At 71.6% G+C, this 17,877-nt stretch carries 15 protein-coding genes; 6 read left to right on the top strand and 9 right to left on the bottom strand.

Features of this window, described 5'->3' with window-relative positions; all coding sequences use genetic code 11:
- Positions 1-76 precede the first annotated feature (76 nt).
- Positions 77-1,135: a LacI family DNA-binding transcriptional regulator gene (locus tag IF54_RS0114915; RefSeq protein ID WP_030318569.1), complete on the top strand. Its 1,059-nt coding sequence runs from the start codon at positions 77-79 to the stop codon at positions 1,133-1,135.
- Entirely contained in the window at positions 1,128-2,168 is a 1,041-nt protein-coding gene (locus IF54_RS0114910; protein ID WP_234438985.1) for a carbohydrate kinase family protein, read from the top strand. The genes IF54_RS0114915 and IF54_RS0114910 overlap by 8 nt, the downstream gene beginning before the upstream one ends.
- Before the next feature lie 95 nt (positions 2,169-2,263).
- Here IF54_RS0114910 and IF54_RS0114905 read toward each other — a convergent pair whose 3' ends face one another.
- Positions 2,264-4,813 carry a glycoside hydrolase family 32 protein gene (locus tag IF54_RS0114905; RefSeq protein WP_030318566.1) on the bottom strand — a complete coding sequence of 850 codons (2,550 nt, stop codon included), beginning with the start codon at positions 4,811-4,813 and terminating at the stop codon, positions 2,264-2,266.
- Positions 4,814-5,129: 316 nt separating this feature from the next.
- Between IF54_RS0114905 and IF54_RS0114900 the strand changes: the two genes are divergently transcribed.
- Complete coding sequence (locus IF54_RS0114900; RefSeq protein ID WP_051735446.1) at positions 5,130-6,134, top strand: LacI family DNA-binding transcriptional regulator; 1,005 nt, start codon at positions 5,130-5,132, stop codon at positions 6,132-6,134.
- Between the two features lie 102 nt (positions 6,135-6,236).
- Positions 6,237-6,812: a TetR/AcrR family transcriptional regulator gene (locus tag IF54_RS0114895; protein ID WP_030318562.1), complete on the top strand. Its 576-nt coding sequence runs from the start codon at positions 6,237-6,239 to the stop codon at positions 6,810-6,812.
- Between the two features lie 176 nt (positions 6,813-6,988).
- Here the strand turns inward: IF54_RS0114895 and IF54_RS0114890 are convergent, their stop codons facing one another.
- The 7 genes from IF54_RS0114890 to IF54_RS0114860 form a co-directional block, all read right to left on the bottom strand.
- Positions 6,989-8,215: a TerD family protein gene (locus IF54_RS0114890; RefSeq protein WP_030318560.1), complete on the bottom strand. Its 1,227-nt coding sequence runs from the start codon at positions 8,213-8,215 to the stop codon at positions 6,989-6,991.
- Positions 8,216-8,354: 139 nt separating this feature from the next.
- Positions 8,355-9,344 (bottom strand): zinc-dependent alcohol dehydrogenase family protein, encoded by a 990-nt coding sequence (locus IF54_RS0114885; protein WP_030318558.1) that lies wholly within the window; start codon positions 9,342-9,344, stop codon positions 8,355-8,357.
- A complete protein-coding gene (locus tag IF54_RS0114880) occupies positions 9,341-10,165 on the bottom strand; it encodes a carbohydrate ABC transporter permease (protein ID WP_030318556.1) in 825 nt (274 codons plus the stop codon). Before IF54_RS0114880 ends, IF54_RS0114885 begins: the two co-directional genes overlap by 4 nt.
- Positions 10,162-11,100, bottom strand: coding sequence for a carbohydrate ABC transporter permease (locus IF54_RS0114875; protein WP_030318554.1), 939 nt, complete (start codon positions 11,098-11,100; stop codon positions 10,162-10,164). Before IF54_RS0114875 ends, IF54_RS0114880 begins: the two co-directional genes overlap by 4 nt.
- Positions 11,097-12,467: an ABC transporter substrate-binding protein gene (locus IF54_RS0114870; protein WP_030318549.1), complete on the bottom strand. Its 1,371-nt coding sequence runs from the start codon at positions 12,465-12,467 to the stop codon at positions 11,097-11,099. Before IF54_RS0114870 ends, IF54_RS0114875 begins: the two co-directional genes overlap by 4 nt.
- A gap of 77 nt (positions 12,468-12,544) precedes the next feature.
- A complete protein-coding gene (locus tag IF54_RS0114865; RefSeq protein ID WP_030318547.1) occupies positions 12,545-13,312 on the bottom strand; it encodes a DeoR/GlpR family DNA-binding transcription regulator in 768 nt (255 codons plus the stop codon).
- A 309-nt stretch (positions 13,313-13,621) separates the two neighbouring features.
- Positions 13,622-14,431, bottom strand: coding sequence for an NAD-dependent epimerase/dehydratase family protein (locus tag IF54_RS0114860; protein WP_030318545.1), 810 nt, complete (start codon positions 14,429-14,431; stop codon positions 13,622-13,624).
- Positions 14,432-14,584: 153 nt separating this feature from the next.
- Here IF54_RS0114860 and IF54_RS0114855 point away from each other — a divergent pair, with 153 nt between their 5' ends.
- Entirely contained in the window at positions 14,585-15,529 is a 945-nt protein-coding gene (locus IF54_RS0114855; protein ID WP_030318543.1) for a 5-dehydro-4-deoxyglucarate dehydratase, read from the top strand.
- Complete coding sequence (locus IF54_RS0114850) at positions 15,526-16,686, top strand: hypothetical protein (RefSeq protein WP_030318541.1); 1,161 nt, start codon at positions 15,526-15,528, stop codon at positions 16,684-16,686. Before IF54_RS0114855 ends, IF54_RS0114850 begins: the two co-directional genes overlap by 4 nt.
- Here the strand turns inward: IF54_RS0114850 and IF54_RS0114845 are convergent.
- Positions 16,623-17,846, bottom strand: a complete 1,224-nt coding sequence (locus tag IF54_RS0114845; protein WP_030318540.1) for an MFS transporter — start codon at positions 17,844-17,846, stop codon at positions 16,623-16,625. The two genes, IF54_RS0114850 and IF54_RS0114845, sit on opposite strands and share 64 nt — an antisense overlap.
- Between the last annotated feature and the right edge of the window lie 31 nt (positions 17,847-17,877).

Below are 17,877 nucleotides of genomic sequence, written 5' to 3'. Positions count from 1 at the left end.
ATGGACGAGGGCGTCAAGAGGCTGGTAGACATGCGTCGGCAACGAGTAGGTAACGCGAATCCGGTTGGAGACAACGATGACTCAGGGCGAGGCGCCGGCCCGGTCCACCCGCAGCCGCCCCACCATGCGTGAGGTCGCGGCGCTGGCCGGAGTCGCCATCAAGACCGTCTCCCGGGTCTTCAACGGCGTCCCCACCGTCGATCCGGCGATCGTCACCCGGGTCCGCGAGGCCGCCGACCAACTGGGCTACCGGCCCAACCTCACGGCGAGCAGTCTGCGCCGCGGGGACGGTCGTACGGCCACCATCGGCATGCTCGTCGAGGACGCCGCGAACCCCTTCTCGGCCGCCCTGACCCGCACCGTGGAGAACGTGGCCCGGGCCCGCGGAGTGCTGGTCCTGGTCGGCAGCCTGGACGAGGACCCGGCCCGGGAACGGGAGTTGGCCCAGGCGCTGGTCGACCGCCGGGTCGACGGACTGGTGATCGTCCCGGCCGGCCGGGACCAGAGCTACCTGATCAACGAGCAGCGCACCGGCACCCGGATGGTCTTCGTCGACCGCGAGGCCGGCCTCCTCGACGCGGACGCGGTCGTCTCCGACAACCGGCAGGGCGCCCTCACCGCCGTGGAACACCTGATCAAAGTGGGCCACCGCCGCATCGCCTACCTCGGTGACCGGCCCACCATCCCGACCGCCGCACAGCGTTTCGACGGCTACCGGCACGCGCTGGAGGTCGCGCACCTCCCCTACGACGAGGCGATCGTCCAGCAGGTCCCGGCCGGCGAGGAGGCCGCCGTGGCCGCCACGAAACGCCTGCTGGAGCTGCCGGATCCGCCCACGGCCCTGTTCACCAGCCAGAACCTGGTCACCATAGGAGCCCTGCGTGCCCTGCGCGCCCTCGGACTCCAGGACACCGTCGCCCAGGTCGGCTTCGACGACTTCCCGCTGGCCGACATCCTCAACCCGGGCATCTCCGTCATCGCCCAGGACGTCGAGGAAGTGGGCAGAAGGGCCGCCGAGATGCTCTTCCACCGTCTCGACGGCGACGAGTCGCCCACCCGCACCGTCACCGTGCCGACCCGGCTGATCGAGCGGGGCTCCGGCGAGATCCCGGCCGGAGGACCCCGCCATGACTGACGCCGCCCAAGTCCCCGCACCGCCCCCGGCCGTGACCGTGATCGGCGAGGCGCTCATCGACCTCGTCCAGCTCGACGCCCCCGGCGACTACCGCGCCCGGCCCGGCGGCAGCCCCTTCAACGTCGCCATCGGCCTCGCCCGGCTCGGCCACCGCACCGCGCTCATGGCACGGCTCGCCGACAACACCTTCGGCCGGCTGCTGCGCACGCACGCCGCCGCCGAGGGCGTCGACCTGACGTACGCCCCGCGGGCCACCGAGCCCACCACGCTCGCCGTGGTCTCCATGGACCCGCAGGGGCGGGCGAGTTACGACTTCTACCTGGACCGCACCGCCGACTGGCAGTGGACCGAGGCGGAGACGGCCCTCGCCCCGCGGGGCACCGCCGTCCTGCACTTCGGCTCGGTCGCCTCCTGGACGCCCCCGGCCGAGGAGCACGTCCACGCCGTGGTCCGGCGCCTGCGCGCCACCGGCACGACACTGATCAGCTACGACCCCAACGTGCGCCCCGCCCTTCTCGGTGACCCGGAGCGCGGCAGGCAGGCCGTCGAACGCGGTGTCACCGCCGCCCACCTCGTCAAGGCCAGCCGCGAGGACGTGGAGTGGCTGTACCCGGACACCCCGATCGTGGAGATCGCCGCGCGCTGGCTGGAGTTGGGCGCGCTGCTGGTCGTCGTCACCGACGGCCCCGAAGGCGCCCATGTCTTCCGTGCCGGTGCGGAGAGCCTGAGCCGTCCCGGCCGCCGCGTGGCAGTGGTCGACACCGTCGGCGCGGGCGACGCGTTCACCGCGGGACTCCTCGGCTCACTGATCCGCCACGGACTGCACACCCCGTCGGCGCTGACCACGGCCGACCCGGGCGTACTGCGGATCGCCGTGGACGACGCCGTCCTGGTGTCCGCCCTGACCTGCGAACGCCAGGGCGCCGACCCGCCCACCGCACGACCCCGCCCCGCACTGCTCGCCCAGGCGCCGATGGAGGCGACGGATCTGACGTTCGCGGACGGCGACCACCGTGTGACCGCGGGGTTGTGAGGCGCGGCTGCCGATGCGGCAGGCCGGGCGCTGATGACCCGGTCAGGGGTGTCGCCAGGTGCTCTCGGCGCCCGCAACACCCCTGACACGGCAGGTCACTTCCAGATGGAGGCCAGCTGCCAGACCTTCAACCGGCTGAGTGTGGCGGTGCCGTTGTCCGCGAAGACGCCGATGCTGGTGCCGGCCGGATCGGGGAAGATCTGGTCGGTGAGGACCACCTGCTCGCCGGAGGCGTTCTCGGCGTAGACCTCCACCGAGGAGTTGTCGACGAGGACATGCAGCTTCAGGTGGCTGCCGCCGAGGGCCAGCGGGGCGCGCTCGATGCTGGAGAAGGCCGGGTCGAAGTCCGTCGCCCCCGAGGCGGTGCGGTCCAGGTAGACCTCGCCGGTGGTGGTGTCGTAGCCGATCCGGGTGCGCTGGGCGCCGCCGGTGCGGACGTCGAGACCGAACCGTTCGGCGGTGCCGGGAGTGAGCGTGGCGTCGAGTTCCACGGTGCCGCCGCGCACCCCGAGTTGCCTGGTGGTGCTGCTGACCGTCGTGGCCGGGACGCCGGCGGCGGCCCCGCGCAGCGTCTTCAGCTCGCCGACCGGCTGCTGGACCAGCTGGATCCTGCCGCCGATGGTCTTCAGGGAGAGCTGACGGGGGAAGGTGTCGGCGCTGCGCCACGGGCTGGTGGGGATGGCCTGCCCGTAGTTCCAGTTGTTCATCCAGGCGATCATGACGCGTCGGCCGTCCGGAGCGTCGGTGAAGCTGTTGGCGGCGTAGAAGTCCTGGCCGTGGTCGAGCCAGTGGGCGCGCTGGAGGACGGACCGGGCGGGTGCCGCGGCGACGGTGAAGTCGTCGGCGAGGACGTGTCCCCAGCCGCCTGTGTTGGCGTCGACGATCTGGATCCGGACCTTCTTCCCCTTGTAGGCGGTGGTGTTGAAGGAGGCCCAGTCCAGGTTCTCGGAGTCGGAGCCGGTGGCGCTCTGCACGACGTTGCCGTCCACGAGCAGGTTGACGCCGGTCTCGGCGGAGCGCGGCTGGGCCCGGGTGTCGGAGAGGACCATCTGGTCGAGGTTGATGTGGCCCCAGCCGCCGGTGCCGGCGTCCACGACCCTGATCCGGGCCTGCTTGCCCCGGAGGTCGGACAGGTCCCACGAGGCCCAGTCCATGGCCTCCGTGTTGCTGCCCGTGGCCGAGCGGACCATCTTGCCGTCCACGAGGAGTTCGACGGCCGTGGGGGACCCGGAGCTGACGCCGTGGTAGCCGCCGCCGACGAGGAAGTCCAGGTACTTCTTGTCGATCGTGAAGGCCGGTGAGGTGAGGGTGCCGGTGGCGGCGTCCCCGCCCAGAAAACTGTTGACGAGACCGTGGCCCAGGTAGCCGGACACCTGCTGCTGGCCGGGCAGGGTGCCCTCGGCCGGTCCGGTGCCGAAGGCGTCGCCGGTGGTGGTCCAGTCGCCGAGGGGGCTGGAGTAGGTGCCGCCCTCGAAGTCGGCGAGTGTCTCGCCGGCCGGCGTGGGCTGCGCGTCCAGGACGGAACCGGGCCGGTAGGGGTGCCTGCCGCCGCCGACCCTGAAGTTGACGTAGTCGCCGGTGACGGTGAACGCGGGCGAGGTCAGCGTGCCGGTGGCGGCGTCACCGCCATGAAAACTGTTGGCCAGTGTTTTGCCGCCGAAGCCGGTCACCGCGCTCTGGCCGTCCAGGGCGCCCGTCGCCGGTCCGGTGCCGAACGCGCTGCCGGAGGCCGTCCAGTCCCCGAACGAACCGGACTCGAAGTCCTGGAGAGCGGTACCGGCCGGGGCGGTGTACGCCCCGCTGTCGTCGGCGGTGAACTTGGTGCCGTCGAAGTCGCCGACGAAGTACTGGGCGCCCGAACCGCCCGCGATGGCACCGGGGTTGAGGTTGACCGCCAGCACCCACTTGGTCTTCTTCGCGTCGCCGTCCACGGGCAGCGGGAACAGGTCGGGGCACTCCCACACCCCGCCGGTCGCGCCCGCCGGACCGAAGTCGCTCAGATGACTCCAGTGCTTGAGGTCGGCCGAGCTGTAGAAGGAGATCTTGTGCTGGTCGGAGAGGGCCACGGCCATCAGCCAGCTGCGGGTGGGCGCGTACCAGAACACCTTCGGGTCGCGGAACTCCGTCGAACCCAGGTCGAGGACCGGATTGCCGGAGTACTTCGTCCAGGTGGTGCCGCCGTCGGTGCTGTAGGCGAGGGACTGCCGCTGGACGCCGCCGGACTTCACCAGGCTCGTGTAGACGGCGACCAGCGGCGGGTTCTCGGCGGTGCCGAAGCCGGTGGTGTTGTTCCTGTCCAGCACCACGCTGCCGGAGAAGACCATCTCGTCGGCGTCCTGCGGGATGGCGACCGGGAGTTCCTTCCAGTGCACCAGGTCGGTGCTGACCGCGTGACCCCAGGACATGTTGCCCCAGGTGTCGCCCGACGGGTTGTACTGGAAGAACAGGTGGTACTGGCCCTTGTAGTGGATGAGCCCGTTGGGATCGTTCATCCAGTTCCGGGCCGGGGTGAAGTGGAACTGGGGCCGGTAGGGCTCCTGGTGGAGCGGGGCGGCGGAGGCCGGGGACGCGGCGATCAGGCCGAGCCCGGACAGGGCGGCCAGCGCGGAGAGCAGTCTGCGGCGCGGACGAGGCGATCGGGACATGGAGCTCCTTACGGGCAGGCGGGTGCGGCGCGGCCGTGGGGACCGGCCCGCGTCAGGTGCGGGTCAGGGCAGGGCTCCGCCCGGCCTCGTCCAAGGCCGTGGGCGAGCCCGCCCGGCAAGGGGAGCGCGGCATCGAGAGCTTCCAGCCGACGTCTGGAAACGTTTCGCCGAAAGTACGGCCGGGCTCACCCGGTGTCCAGACTCTGGGCAGCAAATGGCTTCCGTGTGAGGATGGGGCAGGGCTGTCAGAGCCGCGCCCACGGAGGTGAAAACGTTGCCACCCTCGCAGCACGACGCCGGCAGGCGGTCGGCGACGATGCGTGACGTCGCGACCATGGCAGGGGTCGGCATCGCCACCGTCTCCCGGGTCGTCAACGGCAAGCCGGGAGTCACTCCGGACCTGGCGGCTAAGGTGACGCGCGCCGCCGAACTGCTCGGCTACCGGCACGACATGACGGCCAGCAGCCTGCGCAGGGCCGACCGCCGCACCCACACCCTCGGGCTGATCCTCGAGGACGCCGCCAACCCGTTCTCCGCCGCCCTGCACCGCGCGGTCGAGGACACCGCCGCCGAACGAGGTGTGCTGGTGCTCGCCGGCTCCACCGACGAGGACCCGGTCAGGGAGCGCGGTCTCGTGGGCACGTTCACCGCGCGCCGGGTCGACGGCCTCATCGTGGTGCCCACCGGACTGACCGACACGGATCTCGACGCGGCCCGGGGTGCGGGCACCCCCGTCGTGTGCGTGGACCGGCCCACGAGCGTGCGGGAGGTGGACACCGTGACGGTGGACAACCGGGCGGGCGTGCGCGCGGCGGTCGGGCGGCTGCACGCCGCGGGACACCGGCGCATCGCCTTCCTGGGAGACCTCCCCACGATCTGGACCGCCGAGGAGCGTCACGCCGGATTCGTCGAAGGGCTCGCGGAATCGGGCTCCGTCCTGCACCCGGCGCTCGTACGGCGCGCGGTCCACGGTGTCGAGGCCGCCCAGGAGGCCACCCGGGAACTCCTCGCCCTGCCCCGGCCGCCCACCGCGCTCGTCTCCGGCCAGAACCTCGTGACCGTCGGTGTCCGCAAGACCCTCCAGGACCTGCGACGTCAGCACGACGTGGCGCTGATCGGTTTCGACGACCTGCCCTTCGCCGACCTGCTCGACCCCGGCATCTCGGTGATCGCCCAGGACCCGGTCGCCATCGGCCGTGAGGCCGCGACCCTGCTGTTCGACCGCGTCGACGGCGACCTCGGACCCGCCCGCCACCGTGTGCTGACGACGCGCTACCTGGCCCGCGGTTCCGGAGAACTGCCGGGCCCCGGCGGGGTCTGACGGGCGCGCAGGGCGGGCGGTGCGCCGCGCTCACCCCGCTCTGGGGCCGGGGCCCGTTCGATACCGTACGGAGGGAGTCCCCGGTTCCCGAGGAGTATCTGGATGACGCAGGTCAGGGCCATGCGTGCGGACGCTCGGCGCAACTACGAGCGGCTGCTGAAGGTCGCCGCGGAGGCCTTCGCCGAGCACGGGGAGGGTGCGTCGCTCGACGACATCGCCAAGCGGGCGGGGGTGGGGTCGGGGACCCTCTACCGGCACTTCCCGACGCGGCGGGCCCTGCTGGAGGCGGCGTACGTGGACCGCGTCGAGGGGCTCGCCCGGCGTGCCGACGAGCTCGCGGAGCGGTTGCCGCCGGGGGAGGCGCTGACGGAGTGGCTGTACGAGCTGTGCGTCGGGACGATCCAGGTGCGGGGGCTGGGCGCGCTGCTGGGGTCCGCGATGACGGTGACGGTGACGGACGGGGGTGTCACGCCCACGGTGTGCGGGACGCATGTGCGGGGGGCGGCGGAGCGGTTGGTGTCGGCGGCGCGGGAGTCTGGAGCGGTGCGGGGGGATGTGGAGCCGGTGGAGTTGCTTCGGCTGGCCCATGGGGTGGCGGGGGCGGCGGAGCTGGGGGGTGGGGGTGGGGCTTCCATCCGGCGGTGTCTGACGTTGCTGATGGAGGGGGTGCGGGGTTAGCGGCGCCTGTTGATGTGCCTCGCTTTGCCGGTCGGCGGGTGCGGGTGGGTCGTGGCTTGTCGCGCAGTTCCCCGCGCCCCTGAGTGGGTGCAGCCAAGGCCTGCCTGGCTGTACCCACCGCTCTTAGGGGCGCGGGGAACTGCGCGACCAGCTCCCGCCGGCCCGCAGTCGAACAACTACAACGCCTGGGCCGCCGGCTTCACCATCCCCCTCACCGTGCGGGACTTCACGAAGTCGCCCATCGCCGTCATCTCCCACTCGCCGGAGAACTGGCGGATCAGCTTCGCCATCATGACCCCCGTCTGCGCCTCCGCGCCGGTGAGGTCGAAGCGGACCAGTTCCTCTCCGCTCGCGGCGTCGATGAGGCGGCAGTACGCCTTGGCGACCTCGGTGAACTTCTGGCCGGAGAAGGAGTTGACCGTGAAGACGAGGCCGGTGACCTCCTGGGGCAGCCGGCCGAGGTCCACGACGATCACCTCGTCGTCACCGCTGCCCTCACCCGTGAGGTTGTCGCCGGAGTGCTTGATCGCGCCGCCGACGATGGACAGCTTGCCGAAGTAGCAGCTGTCGATGTGATTGCGCTGCGGGCCGTAGGCGATGACGGACGCGTCGAGGTCGATGTCCTTGCCCCGGAACGCCGGTTCCCAGCCGAGGCCCATCTTGACCTGGGAGAGCAGCGGACGGCCGCCCTTGACCAGGGACACGGTCTGGTTCTTCTGGAGGCTGACCCGCCCCTTGTCGAGGTTGATCTTCCCGGTCCCCGCAGCGGGAGCGGGCGGGGCCGGGGGAGTGGCGGGCGGGGCCACCGGGGTCTGCACGGTCGGGGCGGGCGGCGGAGCGACGGGCTGCGGCGGAGCCGCCTGTTGGGGCGGAGCCACCGGCTGCTGCGGGGCCACCGGCGTCGGCGCCGGCTCCTCCACGGTCACGCCGAAGTCCGTCGCGATGCCCGCCAGCCCGTTCGCGTACCCCTGTCCGACCGCCCGGGCCTTCCAGGCGCCGTTGCGCAGGTAGATCTCCACGACCACCAGCGCCGTCTCGGTGCCGAGCCGCGGGGGAGTGAACGTGGCCAGGACGGAGGTGTCGTCCGCGTTGCGGATCGTGGCCGTCGGCTCGATGCCCTGGAAGGTCTGCCCTGCCGCGTCCGGGCTCGCGGTGACGACGATCTTCTCGATGCCGGGCGGCAGGGCCGCCGTGTCGACGGTGATCGCGTCGGGGGATGTGCCGCCGCCCGAGCGGTAGGTCACTCCCGGCCCGGACGGCTGGTTGTAGAAGATGAAGTCGTCGTCGGAGCGCACCTTGCCGTCGGCGGTGAGCAGCAGGCCCGACACGTCGAGCCGCACCGGCGCGGAGACGTCCACCGTCACACGGGTGACGGGGAGGGGGATGTTCGAGCCCGGGGTCATAGCTGTCATGCCCGGTGAACGACCGACGCCGCTTTACCGTTCCCTTAATCTTCCACGACACCCCACCGGCCCACGACACCCCACCGGCCCACGGCATCCCCACTGGCCTACGGCACCCCTCCGGCCCCCGCTTCACCGTCTACGGCACCACCACGATCTTGCGGCCCACCCCCGCCGCGAACTGCTCCAGCGCCTCCGGATAGCGGTCCAGGGGCAGCCGGTCGCTGATGAAGACCTCCGGGTCCAGGACCCCCGTCGCGAACAGCTCCGCCGCCCGCTCGAAGCTGTGCAGGACGGCCATGGAACCGGTGATGGTGATCTCCTGGTTGTAGACGCGGTACGGGTCGATCGTCACCCGGGTCGCGTAGTCGGCCACCCCGAACTGGAGGAAGGTGCCCGCCTTGGCCACCCGGTCCAGGCCGTCCTGGATCGCCGCCGCGTTGCCCGTCGCGTCGATCACCAGGTCCCAGCCCTGCGGGCGGTCCAGCTCGTCGGCGTTCGCCGCGGAGCCGGAGACGCCGAGCTTGCGGGCCGTCTCCAGCCGGGCCGGGTTCACGTCCACCACGTCCACGCTCGCCGCGCCGGTCCGCTTGGCCAGCTCCAGCATCATCAGACCCATCGTCCCCGAGCCGTAGATCAGCACATGGGCGCCGAGGCGGGCGCGCAGGACGTCGTATCCCCGGACCGCGCAGGAGAGCGGCTCCACCAGCGCCGCGTCCTGGGTGCGGACGTGCTCGGGCAGCCGTACGCAGTTGGCCACCGGCGCGAGGGCGAACCGCGCCGCGCCGCCGCCCGTGGTCACGCCGATCGCGGCCCAGCGTTCGCAGAGGTTGTTGTGGCCCGTACGGCAGTAGCGGCACTCGTGGCAGTACAGGGACGGGTCGACGGCCACCCGGTCGCCGACCGCCAGCTCGGTGACCCGGGTGCCGACCCCGACCACCTCGCCAGCGAACTCGTGGCCCGGCACGATCGGCAGCTCGGGGGCGAACTCGCCCTGGAGGATGTGCAGATCGGTGCCGCACAGGCCGCATGCGGCGACCTCGACCACGACCTCGCGCGGACCCGGCGTCGGGTCCGGGACCTCGGCGACGACGGCACGGCCCACGGACTCGATGACGGCGGCCTTCATTTCACGGCTCCCAGAGACAGGCCCTGGACCAGCTTGTCCTGGGCGGCGAACCCCGCGGCGAGCACCGGCAGGGAGATCACGAGCGACGCGGCGCACACCTTCGCCAGGAACAGCCCCTGGCTGGTGATGAAGCCGGTCAGGAAGACGGGAGCGGTCTCGGCGACCACGCCCGTGAGCACCCTCGCGAACAGCAGTTCGTTCCAGCTGAAGATGAAGCAGATCAGGGCCGTGGCCGCGATGCCCGGCAGGGCGATGGGGGCCACCACGCGCGCGAGGACGGTCGGGAGCCCCGCGCCGTCCACCCGCGCCGCCTCGATCACCGCGACCGGGACCTCGGCGAGGAAGGACTGCATCATCCAGACCGCGATCGGCAGGTTCATCGACGTGTAGAGGACGACCAGCAGCCAGATGTTGTCGAGCATGCCGGTGTTCTTCGCGAACAGGTAGATCGGCAGCAGGCCCGCCACCACCGGCAGCATCTTGGTGGAGAGGAAGAAGAACAGGACGTCCGTCCACTTCCGCACCCGGCGGATCGACAGCGCGTACGCCGCCGGGAGCGCAAGCAGCAGGACGAACAGGGTCGAAGCCACCGACGCCACCAGCGAGTTGACCAGCGCCGGCCAGGGGCTCGCGCCGCCGCCCGTGCCGAAGAAGTCGCGGTAGCCGTCCAAGGTGAGGGCGGCGCCGAAGGAGGGCGGGTTGGTGGCCGCGTCGGCCTCGGAGTGGAAGGACGTCAGGGCCATCCAGGCGATCGGGAGGAAGAACATGATGCCCAGGAGCCAGGCCAGCAGACCCAGACCGTTGCGGCACAGGACGTTCATGCGCGTGCCACCTCCTCGCGGAACAGGGACGACACCACGCGCAGGGCGAAGGTCGCGATGATGATCGAGCCGATGACGACCAGGACGCCGGCCGCCGAGGCGAGGCCGTTCTCGTGGGCCTGGTAGAAGCTCTGGTAGACGGTGTACGGCAGGTTGGCGGTGCCCAGGCCACCGGACGTGATCGTGAAGACCGCGTCGAAGTTCTGGACGATGTAGATCGAACCGAGCAGGGCGCCCAGCTCCAGGTAGCGGCGCAGGTGCGGGAGCGTCAGGTAGCGGAAGATCTGCCAGTCGCTCGCACCGTCCACCCGCGCGGCCTCCATCTGCTGCTGGTCACGGCTCTGGAGTCCGGCCAGCAGGATGAGCATCATGAACGGGGTCCACTGCCAGACCAGCGAGGCCTCGACCGCGAGCAGCGGGGTGTTGGAGATCCAGTCCGGCTGTGGACCGCCCACATAGTGCAACAGCCCGTTGAACAAGCCGTATTCGGGGTTGTAGAGCACATGTTTCCAGAGCAGCGCGGCCGCCACCGGTACGACCAGGAACGGGGCGATCAGCAGGGTGCGGACCACTCCTCGACCGCGGAACCTCCTGTCCAGGAGCAGCGCCAGGAGGAGCCCGAGGACCAGGCTGACCAGGACCACCGTCACCGTCAGCAGGACCGTCGTCCACACCGAGTGGCGCAGGTCCGCGTCGGTGAGGACCTCCTTGTAGTTGTCGACCCCGGTGAAGTGACGGGCCTTCGGATAGAGCGAGTTCCAGTCGAAGAAGGAGATCACCACCGTCGCCACGAACGGGAGTTGGGTGACCACGATCATGAAGACCAGGGCGGGCAGCAGCGGGGCCCGGGTGGCCCAGGCGCGCAGCCGGTTCGAGGGCTGCCGCACGGTACGAACGCTCGGAGTGGCCAGTGGGGCCGTCGTTGTCGCGGTCATCGTCCCTCGTACTCCTCGGAGATCTTCTCGGCGAGCTGCTGGGACTTCCTCAGGGCCGACTCGACGGACTGGCGTCCGGCGATGGCCGCGCTGATCTCCTGGGAGACCCGGGTGCCGAGATCGGTGAACTCGGGGATGCCGACGAACTGGATGCCGGGCGCGGGACGCGGCTGCACCCCCGGGTCGTTCGGCCGCGCCTGCTCGATGGCCTCCTTGGTCATCTCCTGGAAGGAGGCGGCCGACTTGCGGTACTCCGGGTTCGTGTACGTCGAAGCCCGCTTGCCCGCCGGGACGTTGGCCCAGCCGATCTCGTCGCCGACCAGCTGCTCGTACCGCTTGCCGGACGCCCAGGAGACGAACTTCCAGGCGTTGTCGGGGTTGCGGGACGCTTTCTGGATGCCCCAGGCCCAGGTGTAGAGCCAGCCGGAGGCCTCGGTCCGCTCGACGGGAGCGGGGGCGTAGCCGAGCTTGCCCCTGACCGGGGAGTCGGCCGCCTCCAGCAGACCGGCGGCGCTGGTGGCGTCGTACCACATGGCGACCTTGCCCTGGGTCATGTTGTTGAGGCACTCGGCGAAGCCGGACTGGGCGGCGCCGGACTCGCCGTGTTCGCGCACCAGATCGACGTAGAACTTGGTCGCCTTCTCGAAGGCGGGGGAGTCCAGCCCGGCCTTCCAGTCCTTGTCGAACCAGGTGCCGCCGAAGGTGTTCACGACCGTGGTGAGAGGGGCCATGACCTCGCCCCAACCGGGCAGTCCGCGCAGGCAGATGCCCTTCATGCCGGACTCGGCACCGTCCACCTTGGCGGCCAGGTCGGCCACCTGGGTCCAGGTGGGACGGGCCGGCATGGTCAGGCCCTTCTTCGCGAAGACGTCCTTGCGGTACATCAGGAAGGACGACTCGCCGTAGAAGGGCTGGCCGTAGAGCTTGCCGTCGTCGCCGGTCAGGGACTGGCGCATCGGCCCCAGGATGTCCTGTTCGTCGTACGACGGGTCCTTGCCGACGTACGAGTTCATCTCGTGCAGCCAGCCGTTGCGGGCGTAGATGGGGATCTCGTAGTTGGACAGGGTCGCCACGTCGTACTGGCCGGCCTGGTTGGCGAAGTCCTGGCTGATCTTGTCGCGGACGTCGTTCTCGGGCAGGACGGTGAAGTTGACCTTGATGCCGGTCTCCTCGGTGAAGCGCGGGGCGAGCTTCTGGAGTTCCGTCATCTGGGAGTTGTTGACCATCAGGACGTTGACGGACGTGCCGCCCGACCCGGTCCCGCCCGCTCCGACCCAGCAGCCGGAGAGCAGCGGGGCGAGCAGCGTCCCTGCGGCGGCCAGGGCGAGTGTGGCTCGCGGTGGCCGTCGTCGGCTCGGGGTTCGCATGGATCGCTCCTGGACATAGAGGGACATAAAGGGCACTGATTGTGGTAAGTGGCCCCATAGAGGAGTGAGTTCGGACGTCAGACCCGGATGACCTGCGGGCCCAGCAGGGAGTAGCGGTGGGCCTCGGCCGACGGCAGCAGCGTGCTGGTCACGATCGCCTCCAGCGCGCCGATCTCCGCGAACCGGCAGAAGCTGACCGCGCCGAACTTGGTGTGCACGCCCGCGAACACCGTGCGGCGCGCGGCCCGGACGGCCTGCGCCTTGACCTCGCCGACCGCGGGGTCGGGGGTGGTGAGGCCGTGTTCGCGGGAGATGCCGTTGGCGCCGATGAAGGCCAGGTCGAGGACGAACCCGGCCAGCATCTTCGTCGTCCAGTGGTCGACCGTGGCCAGGGTTCCGGCCCGGACCCGCCCGCCGAGCAGCAGCACGGAGGTGTTCTCGGCCCCGGCCAGGGCGCCGGCGACCGGCAGGGAGGCGGTGACCACGGTCAGCGGCCGGTCCCGGGGCAGGGCCTCGGCGATGAGCTGCGGGGTGAAGCCCTCGTCGACGAAGACCGTCTCGGCGTCCCCGACCAGCTCGGCCGCGGCGGCCGCGACCCGGCGCTTCTCGGGCACGTGGCTGGTGGCGCGGAAGGCCAGCGTCGTCTCGAAACCGGCGCTCTCCACGGGGTAGGCGCCGCCGTGCGTACGGCGGACCAGGCCGTGGTCCTCCAGGGCGCGGAGGTCTCTCCGCACGGTCTCCTTCGCGACGCCGAGCTGGGCGGCGAGGGTGTTGACGTCGACGGCGCCGGTGGTGCGGGCGGTGCGGACGATGTGCCGCTGGCGTTCTTCCGCGGTACTGGTCATTCGGTCACCCGCCCTCCTGTCGTGTGGTGCCCGTTCGGGCCGTCTGGAGGAAGTTGTACAGCGGGCGGGGGGTGGTGACCAGGTCTGTTGCGGGGGTGATCCTGTCCGTGTGTGCCCGTTCGGGCGGGGCGGGCCTACGGACTCGGGTGGGGCGGTCGTGTGGCGGGTGCGGGTCCGATGTGGCTGGTCGCGCAGTTCCCCGCGCCCCTGGGGGTGGCGCTTCGCGCCTACCCCCAGGCCCCTGCCCCGTGCCCGGATATGCCTGCGGGCGGGCCCGTTCGGTGCCCGCCCGCCCTCGTTACGCCTGGATCAGTGCGGCCAGATCGGCGGGTCCGTCACGAACTGGCCGCCCAGGTAGGCGTGGGCCTCCACGCCTTCCTCCAGTTCGCCCTGTTCGGCGATGAGCTTCTCGGCGTAGGGCTCCGAGTCGTCCTGGGGGTCGTAGCCGAGGGCGCGAGCGCTGGCCAGGTCCCACCACAGACGGCTGTTGGCAGAGGAGCCGTAGACCACGGTGTGGCCGACCTCCTCTGCGGTCAGCGCCGCGTGGAAGAGGCGGGCGCCGTCGGCGGGGCTCATCCACAGGGAGAGCATGCGCACGCTGGTCGGCTCCGGGAAGCAGGAGCCGATGCGGACCGAGACGGTCTCCAGGCCGTGCTTGTCCCAGTAGAACTGCGCGAGATCCTCGCCGAACGACTTGGACAGGCCGTAGAAGGTGTCCGGTCGGCGCGGGGTGTCGACGGGGATGAGGGGGTCCTGGCCCCGGGGGCGCGGGGTGTAGCCCACCGCGTGGTTGGAGGAGGCGAAGACGATCCGCGGGACGCCCTCGGCGCGTGCGGCCTCGTAGAGGTGGTAGGTGCCCTCGATGTTGGCCTTGAGGATCTTCTCGAACGGGGCTTCCAGGGAGATGCCCGCGAGGTGGAGGATCGCGTCGACACCGCGCACGGCCTCGCGCACCGCCTCCCGGTCGGCGAGATCGGCGACGATCGCGTCCGGCTCGCCCTCGATCGGCCGCAGGTCGAGCAGGCGCAGCTCGTAGCCGTACGCGGGCAGGAGGTCCCGCATCAGGGTTCCGAGGCCGCCGGCGGCGCCGGTGAGCAGGACGGTGCGGGGAGCGGGCATCCTCGGGTCTCCTTGAACGGCCTCGTCAGTGCACGGTATTCACATGCGTGGACAAGCTAGGGATTGGGTCTTGGCTTCGTCAAGGGTAGCGTGGTGTGCGTTCAGAAATATAAACTCTGATCAGTATTCTGCATGTCATTCTAGGGAGAGCCTGTGACGTCGTCCGCCGACCTCGCCCATCGACTCGGCATCCCCAGCGGGCCGCTGTTCTTCCCCGTCACCCCCTACGGCCCGGACGGATCCGTCGACCTCGGTGTGTACCGCGCGCACGTACGCCAGGGCGTGGACGCCGGGGCCGCGGCCGTGTTCGCGTGCTGCGGCACCGGGGAGTTCCACGCGCTCACGCCCGAGGAGTTCCAGGACTGCGTCCGCGCGGCCGTGGCGGAGACGGCCGGGCGGGTGCCGGTCGTCGCGGGCGCCGGATACGGCACCGCGCTCGCCGTGCGGTACGCGCGGCTCGCCGCGGCCGCCGGGGCCGACGGACTGCTCGCCCTGCCGCCCTATCTGGTGGTCGCCGGGCAGGGGGGACTGCTGCGGCACTACCGCGAGGTGGCCGCCGCGACCCCGCTCCCGGTGATCGTCTACCAGCGCGACAACGCCGTGTTCACCCCGGAGACCGTCGTCGAACTGGCCCGCACCGAGGGGATCATCGGCCTCAAGGACGGCCTCGGCGACCTCGACCTGATGCAGCGGACCGTGAGTGCGGTGCGCACCGAAGTGCCCGGCGACTTCCTCTACTTCAACGGCCTGCCCACCGCCGAGCAGACCCAGCTCGCCTACCGGGCCATCGGCGTTCCCCTGTACTCCTCGGCCGTCTTCTGCTTCGCCCCCGAGGTCGCCCTCGCCTTCCACCGCGCGCTCGTCGAGGACGACCGGGCCACGGCCGACCGCCTGCTCGACGGCTTCTACCGTCCCTTCGTCGAACTGCGCGCGCGTGGCCGCGGGTACGCCGTCTCCCTGGTGAAGGCCGGTGTCCGGCTCCGTGGCCTCGACGTGGGCGAGGTCCGGCCGCCGCTGCACGAGCCGGACGAGGACCATGTGAAGCAACTCGCGCAGATCATCGAGCGCGGCCACGCGCTCCTGGAGGAGGCACGGTGAAGGCGTCGACGTTCGTCTACCCCTGGGACGTCAACGGTGACCCGGAGGCCGCGGCCCGGATCGCCGGGCTCGGCGTGCGCCAGGCGACCCTCGCCGCCGCGTACCACTCCACGCGCGCGCTGACCCCCCGTCACCCGCGCCACCGCATCGTCACCGCCGAGCACGCGGCGGTCCTGTACCCGACGGACGCGCGCTGGGAAGGACGGGACCTGCGCCCGTACCCGGCCGGCGACTGGGCGCCCGGGGACGCCTTCGGGACGGCCTGTGCGGAACTCGCCGGGGCCGGTCTCGAGGTGCACACCTGGGTCGTCCTCGCGCACAACTCCCGTATGGGAGCCGAGCATCCGGGCATCTCCGTCGTCAACGCCTACGGCGACCGCTACCCGTGGGCCCCGTGCATCGCCCAGCCCGCCACGCGCGCGTACCTCGTCGACCTCGCCGTGGAGGCGGCCGTCCGCCCCGGCGCCGCCGGCACCGAACTGGAGTCCCTCGGCTGGTACGGCCTCCAGCACCTGCACGCCCACGACAAGACCGGCGGGGTCCCGCTCGGCGACGCCGGGATGTACCTCATGGCGCTCTGCTTCTGCGGGACGTGCCGCGAGGGGTACGGCGAACAGGGCGTCGATCCCGACGAGTTGGCGGCGTCCGTGCGTACCGCCCTGGAGCCGCTGTGGCGGGGGGCGCCGGACGACGGGGGCTGGGCCGGGGTCGAGAAGCTGCTCGGCGACGGGCTCGCGGCCGCCACCCGCGCATGGCGCGACGAGATGGCCCGCACACTCCAGGAGGCGGCCGTCCGGGCGGTCCGGGCGGCCGCTCCCGAGGGTTTCCAGATCCTGCTGCACGCCGACCCGGTGACGTACCACGTCGGCGCCAACCCGGGAGTCGCCCCGGAGCACGTCCTGTCCGTCGCGGACGGTGTGGTGGTGCCCTGCGCGGACGGGCCGGGCCTCCTCACGCCGTTCGCCGGAGTCCGGGACGACGCGGTGATCGCCGCCAACTTCCCCGTCGTCCAGGCGATGGGTGGCAGCCCGGGCACCCTCGCGGCGGACGTGGCGCGGGCGCGAGAGCGCGGGGCGACCGAAGTCCGGCTGTATCACGCCGGGTTGGCGTCGGACGGCGACCTGGAGGCGATCCGCTCGGCGCTGGCCGGCCTCTGAAACAGGGGCACGGCGGTGGCCAGCCACACCATGCCGAGGACGGCCGACAGCGGCCGCTGGTCGACCAGTTCGACCAGGGCCGCGCCCGCCGCGAGGCCCAGCGCGTTCGGCGCGAACACCAGGGTGTGGGCGGTGGCGGCGGTACGGCCCAGCAGTGCGTCCGGGGTCTCGCGCTGCACGGCGGTGAGCGCGGCGATCAGCACACAGGGCAGGCCGACGCCGATCGCCGCGCTGCTCGCCAGGGCCGGCGCCTCGGAGGGCAGCGCGCGGAGCCCGGCGGCCACGGCCGTGAGGGCGATGCCGTACCCGGCGAACCGGCGCCCGCCCAGGCGCCGCAGCGCGGGACCGGAGAACAGCCCCACGGCCACGGATCCGGCGCCCTGGACGGCGTACAGCACACCGGCGTACGCGGGGGAGCGGCCGAGGGCGTCGATCACGGCGTAGAGCAGGGCGCCGTTGACCCCGGCACAGAACATGGTGGTGCCGCCGGCCAGGATCAGAGGGCGGAGTACGGGGTGGGCCCAGAGGTGCCGGGCGCCTTCGGTGAAGGGGGTGCGGGGGGAGGGTTCGGGGGGTTCCTCTCGGGTGGGTGGACGCTCCTGGCGGACGCGTAGTCCGGCGTACACCGCCGCCGCCACTGCGAACGTGAGGGCGTCTAGAAGGGCCACGGCCGGGCCGCCGTGGAGGGCGTACAGGCCGGCGCCCGCCAAGGGGGCGATCACCTTCATGCCCTCAGTGATCGCCATCCGCAGCCCGTTGAAGTCACCGAGCAGGGACGGGGCGACGGCTCCGGCGACCAGGGCCGACTCCGCCGCGTCATGGACCACGCCCACCGCGCCGTACACGAGAAGCACCGTGAGGACGACCGGGACACGGGCGGTGAGAAGGACCGGCAGGAGCGCGGCGAGCAGCAGGTTCGCGCCGATCAGCAGCGGTTTGCGGCGGACCCGGTCCGCGAGGGTGCCGAGCAGCGGGCCCGCGAGGGTCGGCGCCCACATCGCGAGCATGCACAGCGCGGCCAGGCCGTCCGAGCCGGTGAGGTCCTTGACCCAGACCCCGGACACCAGCCACAGGGCCGAGGTGCCGAAGCCGGAGACGAGCACCCCGGTGAGATACAGCCGTGCGTTGCGGTCCCGGAGCACCGCCCATGTCTTCGTCATGAGGGGAAAGCGTGGGTCTAAGGCCCCCGGG

Source organism: Streptomyces sp. NRRL B-3229 (genome assembly GCF_000719505.1).
GTDB lineage: Bacteria > Actinomycetota > Actinomycetes > Streptomycetales > Streptomycetaceae > Streptomyces > Streptomyces griseorubiginosus.
Note: the sequence above shows the minus strand (reverse complement) of the source record. Positions and strands in the feature narration are given on the sequence as shown.

What these genes read in the sequence shown, in the direction of transcription:
- IF54_RS0114860 (WP_030318545.1), bottom strand. Translation starts at nt 14,431, where the DNA reads ATGCCCGCTCCCCGCACCGTCCTGCTCACCGGCGCCGCCGGCGGCCTC.
- IF54_RS0114845 (WP_030318540.1), bottom strand. Translation starts at nt 17,846, where the DNA reads ATGACGAAGACATGGGCGGTGCTCCGGGACCGCAACGCACGGCTGTAT.
- IF54_RS0114895 (WP_030318562.1), top strand. Translation starts at nt 6,237, where the DNA reads ATGACGCAGGTCAGGGCCATGCGTGCGGACGCTCGGCGCAACTACGAG.
- IF54_RS0114905 (WP_030318566.1), bottom strand. Translation starts at nt 4,813, where the DNA reads ATGTCCCGATCGCCTCGTCCGCGCCGCAGACTGCTCTCCGCGCTGGCC.
- IF54_RS0114870 (WP_030318549.1), bottom strand. Translation starts at nt 12,467, where the DNA reads ATGCGAACCCCGAGCCGACGACGGCCACCGCGAGCCACACTCGCCCTG.
- IF54_RS0114865 (WP_030318547.1), bottom strand. Translation starts at nt 13,312, where the DNA reads ATGACCAGTACCGCGGAAGAACGCCAGCGGCACATCGTCCGCACCGCC.
- IF54_RS0114890 (WP_030318560.1), bottom strand. Translation starts at nt 8,215, where the DNA reads ATGACCCCGGGCTCGAACATCCCCCTCCCCGTCACCCGTGTGACGGTG.
- IF54_RS0114875 (WP_030318554.1), bottom strand. Translation starts at nt 11,100, where the DNA reads ATGACCGCGACAACGACGGCCCCACTGGCCACTCCGAGCGTTCGTACC.
- IF54_RS0114910 (WP_234438985.1), top strand. Translation starts at nt 1,128, where the DNA reads ATGACTGACGCCGCCCAAGTCCCCGCACCGCCCCCGGCCGTGACCGTG.
- IF54_RS0114880 (WP_030318556.1), bottom strand. Translation starts at nt 10,165, where the DNA reads ATGAACGTCCTGTGCCGCAACGGTCTGGGTCTGCTGGCCTGGCTCCTG.
- IF54_RS0114885 (WP_030318558.1), bottom strand. Translation starts at nt 9,344, where the DNA reads ATGAAGGCCGCCGTCATCGAGTCCGTGGGCCGTGCCGTCGTCGCCGAG.
- IF54_RS0114915 (WP_030318569.1), top strand. Translation starts at nt 77, where the DNA reads ATGACTCAGGGCGAGGCGCCGGCCCGGTCCACCCGCAGCCGCCCCACC.
- IF54_RS0114900 (WP_051735446.1), top strand. Translation starts at nt 5,130, where the DNA reads ATGCGTGACGTCGCGACCATGGCAGGGGTCGGCATCGCCACCGTCTCC.